Source organism: Aequorivita flava (genome assembly GCF_038742595.1).
Lineage (GTDB): Bacteria > Bacteroidota > Bacteroidia > Flavobacteriales > Flavobacteriaceae > Aequorivita > Aequorivita marisscotiae.
The window spans coordinates 132,879-150,719 of sequence record NZ_JBANCF010000007.1 but is presented as its reverse complement, the minus strand read 5'-3'; the positions used below and the strand labels follow the sequence as shown (position 1 = coordinate 150,719).

Genomic DNA, 17,841 nt, shown 5'->3' with positions numbered 1-17,841 from the left:
GCGTGGCAGCGGCAACACTCCAAGATTTTACCATGTACCCCAACCCGACAACCGGCACCGTTGCCATAAACCTCCCCAACCAAGGGTTTGTTGGCTTGGCGGTTACGGTTTCCAACAACTTGGGGCAGGTTTTGGAAAGCAAAGAGCCGTTGGAAAACACAACGGTCATAAAACTGGATGTTTCGGGCTATGCGGCAGGCATCTATTTTGTAACCCTAAAAGCGGGCAATGATAGTACTACCAAAAAGCTGGTGGTGCGGTAACGCTTCAAAATTAAGATCAAATACAAGGAGCTGTAAAAACAGTCATGGTCGGAAGATTTTTTCTTCCGACCATGACTGACCTAATCTCGGTTCCTTTTTTAGTTAAAAGTTTTTTCCAATTACTGCGCTATCTCAACAATTTCTAGGTTGAATATCAATTCAGAATCCGGGGGTATTACTCCTGGAATTCCTCTTTTACCGTAAGCTAAATGGGCAGGGATAAAAATGGTTGCTTTATCGCCAACCTTCATATTTAAAAGACCTTCGCGGAAACCTGGAATTAATTTTGCCTCCGTGCTATAATCTGTAGGAACTGGGACGTACTGTCCGGCAGCTTTTCGCATTTCATTTACCATTTCAAACTTTTCGGCGTTTTCAAGAATGTTTGAGTCAAACATATGGCCGTCTGAAAGAAACCCTGCATAATTCATTAAAATTTTATCTCCTTCCTTGGGTTGTGGGCCTTCTCCTTTTTCATTAAAATATATTTTAACGCCCGAAGGAAGCGAATCTGCTTTTGCTTCAAGAGCATTAAGCTCTTCGGCTTTTTGCGCTGCTACTTTATTGATGCGCTCCTCTTTTTCTTTCTTTTGTTTTTCCAGTCGCGCCATTTCTTCAGTGAAATAAGGAACTTTTACATTTCCTTTATTAATAATATTCACTGTTTCAATAATTACGGGCTCTTTAGGTTTGTCGCCAGGTTTCTCGGTTTCCACATTTCCTATAGAGTCCACAACTTCCTGCCCTAAAACAATTTCACCAAAAATAGTGTGGCGACCATTTAACCACGGCGTTTCTTTTAATGTAATAAAAAACTGACTACCGTTTGTATCTGGGCCCGAATTGGCCATTGCCAATAATCCTTTTTCCGTAAAATGAATTGAATCGTTGGGCTCATCGGGGAAGGCATATCCTGGATTTCCGGAACCATCGCCTTTTGGATCGCCACCTTGAATCATAAAATCCTTAATAACACGGTGAAAAGTGAGGCCGTCGTAAAAGCGCTTTCCTTTGTAAAGTGAGTCCACCATACCGTTGGTGCCTTCTGCCAAAGCTACAAAGTTAGAAACCGTAAGGGGGGCGGTATTATTTTTAAGTTTTGCAACAAATGTTCCTTTGTTGGTAATAAATTCGGCATAAACGCCATCTTTAAGTTCGGGATATTTTTCCTGACAAGAGGCAAACGCAAGGGTAAGCAATAAAAATAAAAATGTTAGTTTTTTCATCCTTTTAAAATTAATTTTAGTTTGATTGTTCTATTGAATGTAAAGTAATTGTGCTCTGCACCGGTATATTGGTGCCGAGTTTTGCTTCAATCCCATAATAGCCAAAAGCTTTATAGGAAGGAAAAAGAAAGGTTACAATTTCACCTTCCTTCATAAGTTTTAGACCTTCACGAACACCAGAAATTAGGTCTTGGTTACTTTGGTCTATCTTGTATTGTTGTATGCCATTTTCTTGTTCTGAAAGAATTACGCTCCCGTTAAAGTCTTTAATATTGTAAGAAAATTTAACGATATCGCCTAAATCTGGCATTTCGGTATTTGTAGTATCTTTTTTATTGTAGTAATACCAGAAGCCGTTTTCAGACGAAATATAATCTGTGGTAGAGTCTTGAGCCATTATTTTTTCGATATAACTTTTCTCTTCGTCGTAGATTTTTTTGTTTCGCTCTGCAGATTCCTTAATAAAAGTACCTGATGCACTTTGCACTGGACGCCGAGCTTCCGGGCTTTTACACGAAATTATTAAAACAAAAAATAATGTGCTATAAAACAGCTTATGAAGCATCTGTGAGTTCATTTTTATATCGTGGCAAGATACTAATAAATTCGTTTATGGTTTTGTTAAGGTCTTGCGAACTTTTACCGCCTGCAGCGTTAATATGGCCTCCGCCGCTGTAATGGTTGCGCGCAAAATCGTTCACCGAGAATTTACCTTTGCTTCTAAACGAAATTTTTACAATGCTTTCCTGCTTATTTTCAATAAATATGACCGCGAAATTTATACCTTTTACAGATAAGGCATAATTTACAAATCCTTCGGTATCGCCTTTTTTAAAATGGTGATCGTCCAAATCTTTTTGGGTAAGGGTTATATATGCCGTGTGCAATTCGGGCAAAATTACCAGATTGTTTAAAGCCACTCCCAAAAGTTTCATGCGTTCGGGGCTGTTTGTATCGTAAACATTTTGGTTTATAATTGCACTCTCTGCACCAGCTTCAATTAATTTTGCCGCCACCCTATGCGTGGTTGGACTTGTGGAAGAGAAACGGAATGAACCGGTATCGGTCATTATACCAGTGTATAGATTTATGGCAATGTTATCAGATAGATTTTCGGCCTTCCCCAACGCATCCATAAAATGATAAACCATTTCGGAAGTGGAACTCATTTTTACATCGCTATAGGTTGCTACGGCATAATCTGCGGGCTGCTGGTGGTGGTCTATCATTACAAATTTTGCCGATGCGTTTTCCAAAACTACTTGTAACTCGCCGCCCACTCTATCTAAACTATTAAAGTCTAAGGTAAAAATTAAATTGGCAGCCTTGCATATATCGTTGGTTTTCTGAACATCTTTTTCATAAATAACAATTTCTTCGCAACCCGGAAGCCATTTCAGAAAATCTGGAAAATCGTTCGGCATAATAACGGTAGCGCTATGGCCTAAACTTTTCAGAAAAAAAGAAAGTCCCAAACACGACCCTACTGCATCGCCATCTGGATTTTTATGTCCCACAATTACTATTTTTTGTGGTGAAGCAAGCAGTTTATCAACAAGCTGAGCGGTATCTTTTTTCATAGGGGGCGAAGATACGAAAAGCCCCTTTACCTCCAAAGAGAGAATTTGGGGGGAATTAAACTTTTAAGTGAAGTTATCTTTAAGCTTTTAACTTTGGGCTTTAAACTATTAATAGTACTTTTGCCGAAATTTTAAAAAACAAAATGAGAACAGACAGAACATTTACAATGTTAAAGCCAGATGCCGTTGAAAAAGGACACATTGGCGCCATTCTTGAAAAAATTAATGCTTCCGGTTTTAGCATCGTAGCGATGAAACTTACGCACATGACCACGCAAGATGCCCAAGCATTTTACGCAGTGCACAGTGAACGCCCATTTTATGGCGAATTGGTTGAATATATGACCCGCGGACCAATCGTTGCAGCAATTCTTGAAAAGGAAAATGCAGTTGAGGATTTCCGTACATTAATTGGAGCTACCAATCCTGCAGATGCAGCCGAAGGTACCATCCGTAAATTATACGCAGCGTCTATTGGTGAAAATGCTGTTCACGGCAGTGACAGCGATGAAAATGCAGCAATTGAAGGTGCTTTTCATTTTGCAGGACGTGAAATGTTTTAAGCGTTTATAAACTTTTTTTTATTTTAGACCTATCAGGTTTTCTCTTGTACTTCATTGCTTTTTTGCATAGGAGGAAAACTTGACAGGTCTTTTTTTTACCGTAAAACCAGTTTCTTAACCAATTCCTTCCTTAATTCTTCATTGAGTAATTTGATTATCTTTTCTTTCCCATAACTCAATTCTTCCCGCAAAACCGAAGAGGAAAGTTGAACATACAACGTTTCCCGATCTAATTTAATGTCGGTCGTGTATTTTGAAATAGCCACGCCCATAACCGTATCCCAGGCTTCCTTTGCATTTACTTTGTCTAAGCCCTTGTCTAAACGATTTGCGCCTATAAACTCTTTTAATGCGTCTCCAATTGATATGTTTTCTGCGTGTCGTTTTGCCATTTTAAAGTCTTGAGTTATCAGGTCCCGGTTGTGAATAATCAATCGTTGGACTCTCTAAATTGAAATTTTTGAATTTTGAATATGTGTAAATTTTATTATCTCTATTTACAACAGTTAGCATGCTATCTTTTGCTGAAATCACCGTTTCCTTCCATGCGTCAAAAGGAGTTTTGTAATACATTCGCAAACTGTCTTCTTCAATTTTTAAGGTGAAGTTTTCAGAATCGCCATTGGTTGTAAAACTTCCGTCAAAGTTTGGCGATACCTTTGTGCGCGTGCCGCTATTACCATTTATTTCAATATAATCCATCACAGTGTTTATAGTGAATTCTTTCTTTTCGCCATCGGGCATTTTAACGGATTTAATTTCCCAATACCCGCTGAGGTTCTGTTTTTGTGCTTCCGGATTTGGTTTTTCGCACGAAAGGAAAAACATTGCAATTATTAAAAATGTGAATTTATAGCTCATAGTTTTTACATTTTTTTTGCGCCGTAGCGTCTTTGCGGCTTTGCGGCTTTGCGAGAAAAAACTGCACGTAAAGTCGCAAAGACGCCAAGCTTAATAATTTGCAATTAATCAATAACAATTAACTTTTAAGTGGAAACATTTTATATGTCTGATGCACTTTTTTTATTACTTCCTCTGTACGTTCTGCGTGGGTGTCGCTAATAAATAGCTGCCCAAAATTTTCATTGTCCACTAAGGAAATTAAATGCTCCACCCGAGTTTCGTCCAATTTATCAAAAATATCATCCAATAGCAAAATCGGGTTGGTTTTTGAATGATTTTTTATAAAATCGAACTGAGCCAATTTTAAAGCTATAAGATACGACTTTTGTTGACCCTGCGAGCCGAATTTTTTAATGGGATGTCCGTCAATTTCAAAAACAAGATCGTCTTTGTGTATCCCGAAATTGGTGTACTGTGAAAATCGGTCTTTTGAAATATTATTTTCTAAAAGGGATAGCAAGTCGTTTTCCTGCAATTGACTTTCATACACCAAGTTTATACTTTCCTCGCCACTGCTTATAGATTTGTATCGATTTAAAAAGATAGGTAGAAATTCTTCTAAAAACGCGATGCGCTTCCCAAAAATTAAAGTGCCAAAATTATGAAGTTGCTCGTTGTAAATATCAATTGTATCCTGATTAAACGTGTGGTTGGCTACAAAATATTTTAGTAAGGAATTTCGCTGGGCCAGCACTTTGTTGTACTTAAGCAAGGTGTTTAGGTAATCCGGATCGCGCTGCGAAATTACGCCGTCAATAAACTTTCTGCGTGTGTCGCTACCTTCAATAATTAAATCTCTGTCTGCGGGCGAAATAATCACCAATGGTAAAAAACCTATGTGCTCGCTAAATTTATCGTAAATTTTCCCGTTGCGCTTTATAATCTTTTTCTGCCCTTTTTTTGCGCTTACCACAATTTTTTCGGGACTTTCTTTTTTCTCATACAAGCCTTCAACTACAAAAAATTCTTCGCCGTGTTTAATATTTTGGGTTGTTATTGGGTTAAAATAACTTTTTCCGAAGGAAAGATGATAGATAGCATCGAGTGCATTGGTTTTTCCTACGCCATTATTGCCCACAAAACAATTTATTTTTGGGTCGAATTGAAACGTTTCAGATTCAAAATTTTTATAGTTGAGTAAGGATAGTTTTTGTAAAATCATATAAAAAGTACCATAAGACATTTTCACTTACGGCGATGGACAAAAATTATTAAAAAATTGATTATGAAAATAATTTAAGGACAGCAAAAATACAAGCTTTAGCGCGATTTTGCCTTGGGTGAACGTTACTTTTAATATTTGTTGCTGTTAATGCGGTGTTATTTCTATAATTTTGGCAGCGTAACAACGATGTACAACCGCTTTGCAAATTATTAAAAAATAAGAAATATTATCCTTTCAAATTCCATTAAAAATTTTATTTTTGCGCCACTCCCGCGAAGGCGGGAATCTTAATAAATTATAGTAACACTATGGCAACCTACAAAAAACGCGGAGGCAAACCAACTACAAAGGCTGATAAGAATGCACAGCTAGAAGAAAACAGTACAACAGCAGAAGTTTTTAACACGCTGGATGAAGGCGCATCTAAAACCGAAGCTTGGGTAGAAAAAAATCAAAAAGGCATTTTAGCTTTTATTATTGTGGTAGCAGTTTGTGTGTTGGGTTATTTTGCATACGATCAATACATTAAGGGCCCAAAGGAAACAGAGGCAATGAACGAAATGTTCCAAGCGCAGAGCTATTGGGAACAAGCTTTAACCGCTCCGGCTAAAGATTCGCTTTACAATCTTTCGCTTCAAGGGGGCGAGGGCAAGTATGGGTTTTTAGATATTATTGAAAACTACGGTGGTACGGATGCCGCAAATTTGGCGCATTACTACGCTGGAATGGCATATTTAAACACCAACAAATACCAGGAGGCCATTGCGCAATTAGACAAATTTAGCAGCGATGACGATATATTGGCTCCATTGGCAAAAGGTGCTATTGGCGATGCATTTGTACAATTGGGTCAAAACGAAGACGCCTTAAAATATTACGAAGAAGCAGCCAAAATGCGCACTAATGATTTTACAACGCCACGCTTTCTTTTAAAGGCAGGTATTGCAGCAATGGCTTTAAATCAAAATGATAAAGCTTTGGCGCACTTCAAAAAAATAGCAGACGAATATCCAAAGGCAACCGAGGCTTCAAAAGCCGAAATTTATACCGGGCGTGCCGAGGCAATGAAAAAATAAATGGCTACAGCAAATACAAATTTATCGGCTTACGATAAAAACACAATCCCAAACGCGAAAGACTTTCGGTTTGGGATTGTTGTTTCAGAATGGAACCACGACATTACCGAAGGTATGTTTCAAGGTGCTTTTGATGCGCTTAAAGATTGTGGCGCTATAAACGAAAATATAGTACGGTGGAATGTGCCTGGGAGCTACGAACTAATTTACGGCTGCAAACGAATAACGGAGAGTTACGATATGCTGGATGCCGTAATTGCAATAGGAAGCGTAATTCAGGGCGAAACAAAACACTTTGACTACGTTTGTGAAGCCGTGGCCCAAGGCATTAAAGATTTAAACGTTCAAGGCAATATACCCGTAATTTTTTGCGTACTTACCGACAATACTATGCAACAGGCCATAGAGCGAAGTGGCGGTAAACACGGCAATAAGGGCACGGAAGCTGCCATTGCAGCAATTAAAATGGCACAGCTGCGGAAGGAATCGACATTTTAAATACTAAATTGGAAGTGCGAAATGGAGAAGTCAGAAATTAATTTTTTTTCTCTGAGTAACTCGATGTAGTAATTTAGTTTACTTCAAAGAATTTCAAAATTCCTTATTTCTCACCCAACCGACACCCGACAACCGACACCCGACACCCGACACCCGACACCCGACACCCGACAACCGACAACCGACAATGGTACAGTAATTGTTTAAAACAAGCTTCGGAAACGTTTTAGAAAACACTCTATTTTCTGTAACTTTGAAGCACGACAATTATGGGACTTATAAGCAAGCGAAAAAATAAGAAGTATAGCTACAAACCACGTCATTATGAGTATGACGGTGATGGTAGCCCTTTTTCCATGGGGCATAAATTTGATGAGTTTAGAACCACGGTTGGCGACAACAAAGGTTTAAAGGGAAAATTTATAACCGCATGGGCAGATTTGCGCCAATCTTCAGACAGAAACGCAAACAGAAGGTTGCTCATTATAATTTCTATTTTAGTGCTTCTATTTCTCTTTATTATCGATTTTGATTTATCTATTTTCTACGCATAAATTTTAATGGCAGACATTATTCAGTTATTACCAGATCACGTTGCGAATCAAATTGCAGCTGGGGAAGTTGTTCAGCGACCCGCTTCGGTAGTGAAAGAGCTGCTCGAAAATGCCATTGACGCAAAAGCGACGGACATTACTTTGGTTGTAAAAGACGCGGGAAAAACCCTTGTACAGGTTACAGACAACGGCTCGGGAATGAGTATTACCGATGCCCGTTTAAGCTTTGAACGGCATGCGACTTCAAAAATTAAATCGGCTGAAGATCTCTTCAACCTTCACACCAAAGGGTTTCGTGGCGAAGCGTTGGCATCTATCGCGGCAATTGCCCATGTTGAGCTAAAAACAAGAACCGATACTTCAGAAATAGGAACCCACCTTACAATTGAAGGAAGCAAGGTTGTTTCGCAAGATCCGGCAGTGGTGCCAAAAGGGACTACTATTTCGGTTAAAAATCTATTTTACAATATTCCCGCCAGACGAAATTTTTTAAAGAGCAATCCCGTAGAAACACGCCATATTATTGACGAATTTCATCGAGTGGCTTTGGCGCATCCAACGGTGTCTTTTCAGATGTTGCACAACGGAAGCGATGTTTTTAACCTTCCTGCTTCAAATTCACGGCAACGGATTGTTCATATTTTCGGAAGCAAAACCAACGAAAAGCTGGTACCCGTAAGCGAAGAAACCGAAATAATTAAAATTGAAGGTTTTGTAATGAAACCTGAATACAGTAAAAAGAGTAGGGGGGAGCAGTTTTTTTTTGTGAATGACCGCTTTATAAAAAGCCCATATCTACACCACGCCGTTTCATCGGCTTTTGAAGGTTTGATGAAAAACGACGTGCATCCTGGTTACTTTTTATTTTTGGAGGTAGATCCGCATTCTATAGATATAAATATACACCCAACAAAAACCGAAATAAAATTTGATGATGAGCATGCTATTTATGCTATGCTACGCGCTACGGTTAAACACAGTTTAGGGCAATTTAACATCGCGCCAGTATTAGATTTTGAAAGAGATAAAGGCTTTGACACGCCGTACGAATACAGCAAAAAATCGCCCACGGCACCTTCCATAGAAGTGGATAGAGATTTTAATCCGTTTCAGGAAAGGGCTAAGCAGGGCAATATTAAATTTCCGTTTAAAAGAGAGGTATCACCTTCGTGGGAATCGCTTTACGTGGGATTAAAAGATGATTCCGGCCATGCACACCCATCTGGCCTGCGGTCCTCCACCGAAGCCGAAATGGAAATGGAATTTGAAAGTGAAGAAGTAACCGGAAGTATTTTTGAAAGTAAAGAAACCGAGACAGGACAGGTAACCCTGCAACTTCAAAATAAATACATTGTAAGCCCGTTGAAAAACGGAATGATGGTTATTCATCAAAACTTGGCGCACCAACGTGTTTTATACGAAGAGTTGCTAAAGAATATAACGGTAAAAGAAGCTGTTAGCCAGCAATTATTGTTTCCGTTGGAGTTACATTTTTCCAAACCCGATGTAGCCATTATTGAAAAAGTACGGGAACAACTGGAGCACACAGGTTTTATTTTTTCAGAATTAAAAGATGAAACTATTGAGATAAGTGGTATTCCAGTACAAATACTAGAGAGCCATGTTGTAAATTTGCTTAGCCAATTGGTGCACGATATTAAAGAAGAAGTACCCGATACTGGATTTAGCCAGAACGATATGTTGGCAAAATCAATGGCGGCGAGTATGGCAATTAAATCTGGTGTTTCCTTAAATAAAGAAGAACGTGAGCATTTAATCAATCAACTTTTTGCTTGTAAAGAACCAACCGTTAGCCCAACAAACAAGCCTGTTTTCACCACACTCGATGTGAGTGATCTCGATAAAAAATTTATGTAAATGGGAAGAATAACCGATACTGTAAAATTTTTACTAATTCTTAATGTCCTCTTTTTTATAGGCTCGCAATTTACTGGGGGCGTGGCAGAGCGACTTTTTGCTTTATACTATTTTGAAAATCCGAGCTTCCAGTATTGGCAACCAGTGACATCCATGTTTATGCATGCCAATTTTTTCCATATACTTTTTAACATGTATGCACTTTGGGCTTTTGGTTCGCCTTTGGAAATGCGTTGGGGGCAAAAAAAGTTCCTGTTTTTTTACTTTTCGGCGGGGCTAGGTTCGGCTTTGATTTATAGTTTGGTGAATTACTACCAATTGCACAGCGGTATGGAGGCGCTGCTAAGTGCCGGAATGGGCCAGGAACAAATTATGGAACTCCTAAACACTGGGAGGTATAATACTTCAATTTTAGATTTTGTTTCGCAAGATACTATTCAGGGCATGTATAATACATATAACGGAATGGCCTTAGGAGCTTCGGGAGCGGTGTATGGTGTTTTGGTCGCTTTCGGATTGCTATTTCCAAACGTTGAATTAATGCTTATTTTCTTGCCAATTCCTATAAAAGCAAAGTACTTTATTCCCGGCATTATTTTATTGGATGTAATTTTTGGAATTACAGGAACACCAACTGGTATAGCGCATTGGGCGCATATTGGTGGCGCGCTCTTCGGTTTTGTGATGGCTTGGTACTGGAAAAAGAACAGTTTTGATAACCATCGTTGGAATTAACTATGGCAGCAACCAGTCTATCATATAAATACAAAACCGCCAATATCTTGGTGAAGCTCATTGTAATAAATGTAGTGGTATATCTATTGGTTTATTTAGGGTCATTTATCTTAAATATGAGCCCACAATATGCCACGCGTTGGTTTGTATTGAGCGATGATTTTGACACCCTTTTGTTTCGTCCGTGGACGTTAATTACGTACGGCTTTCTTCATTATGGGTTTTTACATATTTTGTTTAATATGCTGTGGTTGTATTGGTTCGGGCAATTTGTTTTAAACTTATTTACCGGTAAACGACTGCTCACTATTTATTTACTGGGTGCGCTTTTTGGCGGTTTGCTTTTTGTAATAGCTTATAATCTCTTTCCTGCTTTTGCGCAGAGCCGGGGATTTTTAATTGGGGCTTCGGGCGCTGTAACTGCAATTATGGTTTTTATAGCTACTTACACGCCAAATACCGAGGTGCGTATTTTTACCTTCACCATAAAACTTTGGCATATTGCTTTAGTTTTATTTCTTTTGGATTTGGTGCGAATACCTTCTTCAGGAAATGCAGGTGGCTTAATGGCTCACGTGGGTGGCGCTATATTTGGATATGTGTATGCCGTGCAATTGGCAAAAGGAAACGATATAGGAAAATGGTTTGAAAACTTTATGGATTGGATTGCCAATTTCTTTAAACCAAGAAGTAAAAAACCGTTTAAAACGGTTCACCGAAACACAAAAACCGCTTCCACTCAGTCTAAGTCTAAAGCGTCTAAATCTGAACATCAAAAAAAAGTGGATGGCATTTTAGATAAAATTGGAAAGAGCGGGTACGATAGTTTAACCAAAGCGGAAAAAGACTTTCTTTTTAAGGCTGGAAAAGACGAGTAATCCATGCGGAAGTTTCTCAATAAAATGATTTACTGGGGCAATCTGCTTACGGCATTTCTTTTGTTAGTGTCATTTATTCTGCCCTATCTACCTCCAAAAACGTTCCCCGAACTCGCTTTACTGAGCTTGTTTGTTTCTTTACTAATTATACTGAATATTCTTTTTGCCGTTTATTGGGCTTTTCAATTGCGCAGACGATTTTTTGTGTCGTTTACCGTGTTGGTTATTTCGTACTTTTACTTTAATGTTTTTTATGAAGTTTCTTCGCAGGGTGATACTTCGCAATACAAAAACACTTTAAAAGTGCTATCGTACAATGTACGCTTGTTTAATGCGTATGAAAAAGATACAAATGGTGAAGCCTTTAAAACATTTTCAGCTTTGCTCGAGGAACAAAATCCGGATGTTGTTTGTATTCAGGAATTTTACAAACCCAATGGCATAAATTTTTCGGCATATCCGTTTCAATATATTCACTTTAAATCTGAAAAGGCCAAATTGGGTCACGCTATATTTTCTAAATATCCGTTAGCAAATACTGGGGCATTCGATTTTAAAGGAACTTATAATAATACGCTTTACGCCGATGTGATTAAAGGAACAGATTCCATAAGAATTTATAGTCTTCACTTGCAATCCCTCGGCATTATACCGCGGGTGAGTTTTTTGCAGGAAAGCGACAACGAAAAACTCCGAAAACGCGTTTCGCTGGCGTTTGACAAACAGCAGGAACAAGTTGCTTCTATTTTGGAGCATAAAGCAAATACAAACAATCACGTGCTAATCTGCGGCGATTTTAACAATACGCCTTTTTCGTACATCTATCGAAAGTTAAAGGACGGTATGCAAGATGCATTCCGCGAACGCGGCAACGGCTTGGGAACTACCTTTATGTTTGAAAAATTCCCGATGCGAATAGATTATATTTTTGCGTCAGAAGGTTTGGATGTGCTAACTTTTGAAACTGTAAAAAATACATTTTCTGATCACCACGCGGTTCAAGCAACGGTGGGGTGGTAGCCTTTTTGAAAAATATAAGAATTTGTAAATGCTAGCTGTCGGGGGTAGAATTTGCGGGAAGTTGGGCATTTTCTAAATAATTGAGCGTATTTGGTCCTTCATTGAAAAGCAAATCCAAAACCGAAAGATTTGGCAAAAAGGGATGATTTGCCTGATGAACTTGCGTATAGGTGTTCGGTTGAAAGGCAGATTTTCTCTTGGCATTTACCAAAATACGCAAATCGGTAATGGCAGGTACTTTTTCGAATGAGGTGCTTTTGGCAACTTCAACCTCAATGCCAATAATATCGCATAAAAATTCAAAAATTTTCAGATTGTGCGCTAACAAATGGCCAACGGGTTCGGTAAAAAAAACCTCCAATTCATCTTCGTAAAATTCAAAAAAAGGGGAGGTACGGTACGCACTTTGTAAACTTCGCCAATGATGTTCCTGCCACGGAAAATCATTTTCAACAATTACTTCTTTTGTTTTTTGGCGTTTGGCAGCTTTGTTGTGTTTTATGGGAATATTTAAAAGCAACTTTCCGTTGCTGTGGGCTATAAAAGTGCGATTTCGATACGTTTGTTTTTGGTAATTATCTTCTACTTCAAAAACCACTTTCTCAGCCTGAGCCACTGCCGCCATTTGTTCAATAGACGGAAAATAGGAAGGATGTAGCAGAATTGTTTTCATTTGAGACTTTAGGTATTCAAAAATAAAAAAGAAAAAGAGATGGCACCGGTAATGAAAGATAAAAAATTGAAAATCATGCGGTGTAATTCAATTCTGCCATCGGGGGTGCGGGGGCTTTTTTTTATACCTTTGTATAAACCTTAAAAACTATGCTTATAATTGGCATTGCTGGCGGCACTGGCAGCGGAAAAACAACAGTGGTAGACCAAATAGTTGCAGAACTTCCCGTAGATGAAGTGTGTGTTATTTCGCAAGATTCCTATTACCACGATACCAGCCATCTTTCCATGAAGGAGCGTTCAGAAATTAATTTTGACCACCCGCAAGCCATTGACTTCGATTTATTGGTATGCCATCTAAAAAAACTAAGGGAGGGAAATGCTTTTGAACAACCGGTATATTCGTTTGTGGAGCACAATAGAACTGGCGAAACAATAACAACCTACCCTAAAAAGGTAATAATCGTAGAGGGAATTTTGATTTTGTCGCATCCAGATATTCGTGATATGTTTGACATTAAAATCTTTGTACACGCAGACAGCGACGAACGTTTAATACGTAGATTAAAACGAGACATTGCCACTCGAGGTCGCGATTTGGAAGAAGTGTTGCATCGCTACCAAACAACGCTAAAACCTATGCACCTGCAGTTTATCGAGCCAACAAAGGAATTTGCAGATATTATTATTCCTACAAATAAATACAACACCGTAGCAATAGACGTTATAAGAAGTATTATTCATCAAAAAATTAGTTACTCCGAATCGTGAAATTTTCTGAATTAAAACAAAACAAATGGTTTAGATTTATAAGCAATAAATACGTGCTTATTTTAGTCTTGTTTATTGTTTGGATGATTTTTTTCGACGCTAACTCGTATCTTATACATCGTGAGTTGGACAATGAAATAGATGGTTTGGAGGACAATGCTGAATTTTATCAAAACGAAATAAATACCGATAAAAGTTTTATCGAAAAAATGAAGGATAGCAACGAGATGGAAAAATTTGCCCGCGAGAAATACTATTTAAAAAAAGAGAACGAAGATATTTATATAATTGAACACGAAGACAGCATCAAAAAAGAAGAAAAGCGATGAATAAATTTCTATTTGAAGATTTCGATGAGGTTTCTGCAAAACAGTGGAAACAGCAGATTCAGTTCGATTTAAAGGGTGCGGACTACAACGAAACCTTGGTCTGGCAAAGCGCTGAAGGGATAAATGTGAAACCTTTTTACCATGCAGATGATAGTAACGAAAATTTTCAGCCCATTCCCGGGCAGCCAAATTCGTGGAAGATTGCCCAAAAAATATTTATCGATGAAGCGCAAATAGCCAACAATATTGCTATAGATGCTGTAAACAGAGGCGCAGAGGCAATATTTTTTACCGCAGCAAAAGATTTTGAACCGGCCGCTGTTTTTAAAAACTTTCCTTTTGAAAAGGTTACCGTATATTTTGAAATGTTATTTCTTTCCGAAGCATTTTGCAAAAAGCTAATCAATTTCTTTTCAGAAAAAAAAGCAACGGTTTTTTACAATCTCGATATAATAGGAAACCTGTCCCGCACTGGCAATTGGTTCCATAATCTAAAAACGGACCACGAAATTCTAGACCGTATTTATAAAGAAAACTCGGCGCAAAACCTTTTGGCAGTAGATGTAAGTTTATACCAAAACGCAGGTGCAACTATTGTTCAGCAATTGGCCTATGCACTGGCTCATGCCAATGAATACCTAAACCATTTTTCTATTACCTCGAGCGCAGTCCACAGATCATTGCTTACGTTCAAAATTGCCACAGGTCCAAACTACTTTTTCGAAATTGCAAAAATTAGAGCCCTGCGTAAACTATACGCAACATTGGCAAAAGAATATGGCGCAAATGAAACTTGCCACATTATTGCCTCGCCTTCCAAACGCAACAAAACACTTTACGATTTTAACGTAAACTTGCTGCGCAGTACAACTGAATGTATGAGTGCTATTTTGGGTGGTGCAAACACGATTTACAACATACCTTATGACGCGTTGTACCATAAAAGCAACGAATTTGGCGAACGGATTTCCCGAAACCAATTGCTTATTTTAAAACACGAGAGTTACTTTGATGCCGTAAGCAATCCCGCTGATGGCACGTATTACATTGAAAGTTTAACCGATGAACTTGCCGAAAAAGCACTGCTACTATTTAAAGAAATAGAAAAAGGCGGCGGCTTTCTTCAGCAATTAAAAGAAGGAATAATTCAGAAAAAAATTAAGAAAAGTGCCGAAAAGGAACAAGAGCTTTTTGATAGCGGCCAAATTAAATTGTTGGGTACCAATTACCATCCCAACAAAAACGACCGGATGAAAGACGATTTGGAACTCTACCCTTTTGTAAAACACAACCCGATAAAAACCCTAATTGCCCCAATTGTTGAAAAAAGAATTGCTGAAATCACTGAACAACAACGTTTAAATCAAGAATTATGAACAATGAAGTATTAGGTACCGCAGTAGGAGTCCTCTTTATAGTCCTCGGATTAGCACTCCTCATTCGTTATAAAAAATTATCATCTCATAAATATTTCCGTTTGCTTATTGTAATTATTTCAATAATATTAATCGGTTTTGGAATATTTATGGGTTGGGAAAGTATTGAACAAGTATGGATAGGAGAAGTTTAGAGCACATAGAATTGAAAAAATTTGACGACGGAAAAAAGAACACGGATGTACCTAAACATAGCGAGTCTGAAACCTTTTTGACGGCTGAAGATATCGAGATTAAGAAGCATTACGACAAAGAAGATACGGCTAGTATTAAACATTTAAATTTCGTTGCCGGAATAGCACCAAATCTTCGGGGTCCATATTCAACCATGTATGTGCGCCGCCCTTGGACGATTCGCCAATACGCAGGTTTTTCAACGGCAGAAGATAGCAATGCTTTTTATAGAAGAAACCTTGCCGCAGGCCAAAAAGGACTATCGGTAGCTTTTGATCTTGCAACGCATAGAGGCTATGATAGCGACCATCCCAGAGTAGAGGGCGATGTAGGCAAAGCGGGCGTAGCCATAGATAGTGTGGAGGATATGAAAATTTTATTCGATCAAATTCCGCTCGACAAAATGAGTGTTTCCATGACGATGAATGGCGCCGTGCTTCCTATTATGGCTTTTTATATTGTTGCCGCGGAAGAACAGGGCGTTTCTCCAAATGATCTGGCGGGAACAATTCAAAATGACATCTTAAAGGAGTTTATGGTGCGAAATACGTATATATATCCACCTACACCATCCATGAAAATTATAAGCGATATTTTTGAGTTTACGTCCAAAAATATGCCGAAATTTAATAGTATTTCTATTTCGGGTTATCATATGCAGGAAGCGGGAGCTACCGCAGATATTGAACTGGCATACACCCTTGCAGATGGTTTAGAGTATATTCGCACTGGGTTAAAAGCCGGAATGGATATAGATACCTTTGCTCCCCGTCTTTCTTTTTTTTGGGGCATAGGAATGAACCATTTTATGGAAATCGCTAAAATGCGAGCCGCAAGAATGTTATGGGCAAAAATTGTAAAACAGTTCAACCCTAAAAGTGAAAAATCGCTTTCGCTACGTACGCATTGCCAAACAAGCGGTTGGAGCCTTACCGAACAAGATCCCTTTAACAATGTTGCTCGTACTGTTATTGAAGCAGCGGCTGCAGTTTTTGGGGGAACGCAATCGTTGCACACCAATGCATTGGATGAAGCCATTGCGCTACCAACAGATTTTTCGGCTCGAATAGCGCGAAATACGCAGATTTTTCTTCAAACTGAAACTTTAATCACCAAAACGGTAGATCCTTGGGCGGGCAGTTATTATGTGGAAAACCTTACTAATGAAATTGCCAATAAAGCTTGGGCGCTTATAGAAGAAGTAGAAGAGTTGGGCGGGATGACCAAAGCAATTGAGGCAGGAATCCCCAAACTTCGCATAGAGGAAGCTTCCGCAAGAAAGCAAGCGCGAATTGATAGCGGACAAGATATTATTGTTGGCGTAAATAAATATAGACTGGCGAAGGAAGACCCACTTCAGATTTTGGATGTGGACAACCAAAAAGTGCGTACCTCCCAGATTGAGCGACTTGAGCGAATAAAAGCCACCCGCGACAGCGAAAAAGTTAAGAAAGCTTTGGCAGATATTACCGACTGTGCCAAAACAGGTCGAGGAAATTTATTAGCTTTAGCCGTAGAAGCCGCGCGCCACAGGGCAACCTTGGGTGAAATTTCCAGCGCGATGGAAAAGGAATTCGGTAGGTATAAGGCACAAATACGCTCCTTTAGCGGTGTATATAGCAAAGAGATGAAAAAGGACCCAAGTTTTGATAAGGCAAGGCAAATGGCAGACAAGTTCGCCGAACTTGAAGGCCGCCGCCCCCGTATTATGATTGCCAAAATGGGGCAGGACGGCCACGACCGCGGCGCCAAGGTAGTAGCCACTGGCTATGCCGATGTAGGTTTTGACGTGGACATAGGCCCACTCTTCCAAACCCCAGCCGAAGCCGCCAAACAGGCCGTGGAAAACGACGTGCACATCCTGGGCGTTTCCTCCCTCGCCGCAGGCCACAAAACCCTCGTGCCACAGGTTATTGAGGCGCTAAAAAAGTACGGTCGCGAAGACATTATGGTCATCGTGGGCGGCGTGATACCCGCGCAGGACTACCAATACCTTTTTGATGCCGGCGCAGTGGCCGTTTATGGCCCCGGCACACGTATTAGTGATGCCGCTATTGAGATGTTGGGGGTTTTGATTGCCGGGGTGGAAGAATAAATATTTAATCGAACAAACAACGTTG

The 17,841-nt window shown here is 39.2% G+C and carries 21 protein-coding genes; 14 read left to right on the top strand and 7 right to left on the bottom strand.

Going from position 1 to position 17,841, the window contains the following annotated elements; translation table 11 throughout:
• Window positions 1-263, top strand: a 263-nt coding sequence (locus VZD24_RS10245; protein WP_342687526.1) for a T9SS type A sorting domain-containing protein, incomplete at its 5' end; no start/stop codon positions are given.
• A 119-nt stretch (window positions 264-382) separates the two neighbouring features.
• Here VZD24_RS10245 and VZD24_RS10240 read toward each other — a convergent pair.
• The 3 genes from VZD24_RS10240 to VZD24_RS10230 are packed head-to-tail and all read right to left on the bottom strand — an operon-like array spanning window position 383 to window position 3,069.
• On the bottom strand, window positions 383-1,489 hold the full coding sequence (locus VZD24_RS10240) for a peptidylprolyl isomerase (protein ID WP_342687527.1): 1,107 nt from the start codon (window positions 1,487-1,489) through the stop codon (window positions 383-385).
• Window positions 1,490-1,505: 16 nt separating this feature from the next.
• The gene (gene gldI / locus VZD24_RS10235) at window positions 1,506-2,054 is read right to left on the bottom strand and encodes a gliding motility-associated peptidyl-prolyl isomerase GldI (protein WP_279448535.1); all 549 of its coding nucleotides are present in this window, start codon (window positions 2,052-2,054) and stop codon (window positions 1,506-1,508) included.
• Window positions 2,044-3,069 carry a DHH family phosphoesterase gene (locus VZD24_RS10230; RefSeq protein WP_342687529.1) on the bottom strand — a complete coding sequence of 342 codons (1,026 nt, stop codon included), beginning with the start codon at window positions 3,067-3,069 and terminating at the stop codon, window positions 2,044-2,046. The genes gldI and VZD24_RS10230 overlap by 11 nt, the downstream gene beginning before the upstream one ends.
• 143 nt (window positions 3,070-3,212) lie before the next feature.
• Here VZD24_RS10230 and VZD24_RS10225 point away from each other — a divergent pair, with 143 nt between their 5' ends.
• Window positions 3,213-3,632 carry a nucleoside-diphosphate kinase gene (locus VZD24_RS10225; RefSeq protein ID WP_342687530.1) on the top strand — a complete coding sequence of 140 codons (420 nt, stop codon included), beginning with the start codon at window positions 3,213-3,215 and terminating at the stop codon, window positions 3,630-3,632.
• Between the two features lie 95 nt (window positions 3,633-3,727).
• On the opposite strand, the gene VZD24_RS10220 is transcribed toward VZD24_RS10225, so the two are convergent.
• The 3 genes from VZD24_RS10220 to recF all read right to left on the bottom strand — a co-directional run bounded on the left by VZD24_RS10220 (window position 3,728) and on the right by recF (window position 5,697).
• Window positions 3,728-4,024, bottom strand: a complete 297-nt coding sequence (locus tag VZD24_RS10220) for a DciA family protein (RefSeq protein ID WP_279448528.1) — start codon at window positions 4,022-4,024, stop codon at window positions 3,728-3,730.
• Between the two features lies 1 nt (window position 4,025).
• The gene (locus VZD24_RS10215) at window positions 4,026-4,493 is read right to left on the bottom strand and encodes a lipocalin-like domain-containing protein (protein ID WP_342687531.1); all 468 of its coding nucleotides are present in this window, start codon (window positions 4,491-4,493) and stop codon (window positions 4,026-4,028) included.
• Between the two features lie 118 nt (window positions 4,494-4,611).
• Window positions 4,612-5,697, bottom strand: a complete 1,086-nt coding sequence (gene recF, locus VZD24_RS10210) for a DNA replication/repair protein RecF (protein ID WP_279448525.1) — start codon at window positions 5,695-5,697, stop codon at window positions 4,612-4,614.
• A 311-nt stretch (window positions 5,698-6,008) separates the two neighbouring features.
• On the opposite strand from recF, the gene VZD24_RS10205 reads away from it, so the two are divergent.
• The 7 genes from VZD24_RS10205 (at window position 6,009) to VZD24_RS10175 (ending at window position 12,339) form a co-directional block, all read left to right on the top strand.
• Window positions 6,009-6,776: a tetratricopeptide repeat protein gene (locus tag VZD24_RS10205; protein ID WP_279448523.1), complete on the top strand. Its 768-nt coding sequence runs from the start codon at window positions 6,009-6,011 to the stop codon at window positions 6,774-6,776.
• Window positions 6,777-7,274 carry a 6,7-dimethyl-8-ribityllumazine synthase gene (gene ribH, locus VZD24_RS10200; protein WP_279448521.1) on the top strand — a complete coding sequence of 166 codons (498 nt, stop codon included), beginning with the start codon at window positions 6,777-6,779 and terminating at the stop codon, window positions 7,272-7,274.
• 269 nt (window positions 7,275-7,543) lie between these two features.
• The gene (locus tag VZD24_RS10195; RefSeq protein ID WP_279448519.1) at window positions 7,544-7,828 is read left to right on the top strand and encodes a riboflavin synthase subunit beta; all 285 of its coding nucleotides are present in this window, start codon (window positions 7,544-7,546) and stop codon (window positions 7,826-7,828) included.
• A 6-nt stretch (window positions 7,829-7,834) separates the two neighbouring features.
• Window positions 7,835-9,706, top strand: a complete 1,872-nt coding sequence (gene mutL / locus VZD24_RS10190; RefSeq protein WP_342687533.1) for a DNA mismatch repair endonuclease MutL — start codon at window positions 7,835-7,837, stop codon at window positions 9,704-9,706.
• Window positions 9,707-10,441, top strand: coding sequence for a rhomboid family intramembrane serine protease (locus VZD24_RS10185; protein ID WP_279448515.1), 735 nt, complete (start codon window positions 9,707-9,709; stop codon window positions 10,439-10,441).
• Between the two features lie 2 nt (window positions 10,442-10,443).
• The gene (locus VZD24_RS10180) at window positions 10,444-11,319 is read left to right on the top strand and encodes a rhomboid family intramembrane serine protease (protein WP_279448514.1); all 876 of its coding nucleotides are present in this window, start codon (window positions 10,444-10,446) and stop codon (window positions 11,317-11,319) included.
• A 3-nt stretch (window positions 11,320-11,322) separates the two neighbouring features.
• Entirely contained in the window at window positions 11,323-12,339 is a 1,017-nt protein-coding gene (locus tag VZD24_RS10175) for an endonuclease/exonuclease/phosphatase family protein (protein ID WP_342687534.1), read from the top strand.
• Window positions 12,340-12,370: 31 nt separating this feature from the next.
• Here VZD24_RS10175 and VZD24_RS10170 read toward each other — a convergent pair whose 3' ends face one another.
• Window positions 12,371-13,012 (bottom strand): WbqC family protein, encoded by a 642-nt coding sequence (locus VZD24_RS10170; RefSeq protein WP_279448511.1) that lies wholly within the window; start codon window positions 13,010-13,012, stop codon window positions 12,371-12,373.
• 149 nt (window positions 13,013-13,161) lie between these two features.
• Between VZD24_RS10170 and udk the strand changes: the two genes are divergently transcribed.
• The 5 genes from udk to scpA are packed head-to-tail and all read left to right on the top strand — an operon-like array spanning window position 13,162 to window position 17,816.
• Complete coding sequence (udk, locus tag VZD24_RS10165; protein ID WP_279448509.1) at window positions 13,162-13,782, top strand: uridine kinase; 621 nt, start codon at window positions 13,162-13,164, stop codon at window positions 13,780-13,782.
• Window positions 13,779-14,111 (top strand): FtsB family cell division protein, encoded by a 333-nt coding sequence (locus tag VZD24_RS10160; protein WP_279448508.1) that lies wholly within the window; start codon window positions 13,779-13,781, stop codon window positions 14,109-14,111. The genes udk and VZD24_RS10160 overlap by 4 nt, the downstream gene beginning before the upstream one ends.
• Window positions 14,108-15,487 carry a methylmalonyl-CoA mutase subunit beta gene (locus VZD24_RS10155; RefSeq protein ID WP_342687535.1) on the top strand — a complete coding sequence of 460 codons (1,380 nt, stop codon included), beginning with the start codon at window positions 14,108-14,110 and terminating at the stop codon, window positions 15,485-15,487. Before VZD24_RS10160 ends, VZD24_RS10155 begins: the two co-directional genes overlap by 4 nt.
• On the top strand, window positions 15,484-15,681 hold the full coding sequence (locus VZD24_RS10150; protein WP_279448504.1) for a hypothetical protein: 198 nt from the start codon (window positions 15,484-15,486) through the stop codon (window positions 15,679-15,681). The genes VZD24_RS10155 and VZD24_RS10150 overlap by 4 nt, the downstream gene beginning before the upstream one ends.
• A complete protein-coding gene (gene scpA, locus VZD24_RS10145; RefSeq protein WP_342687536.1) occupies window positions 15,663-17,816 on the top strand; it encodes a methylmalonyl-CoA mutase in 2,154 nt (717 codons plus the stop codon). Before VZD24_RS10150 ends, scpA begins: the two co-directional genes overlap by 19 nt.
• Window positions 17,817-17,841: the final 25 nt, after the last annotated feature.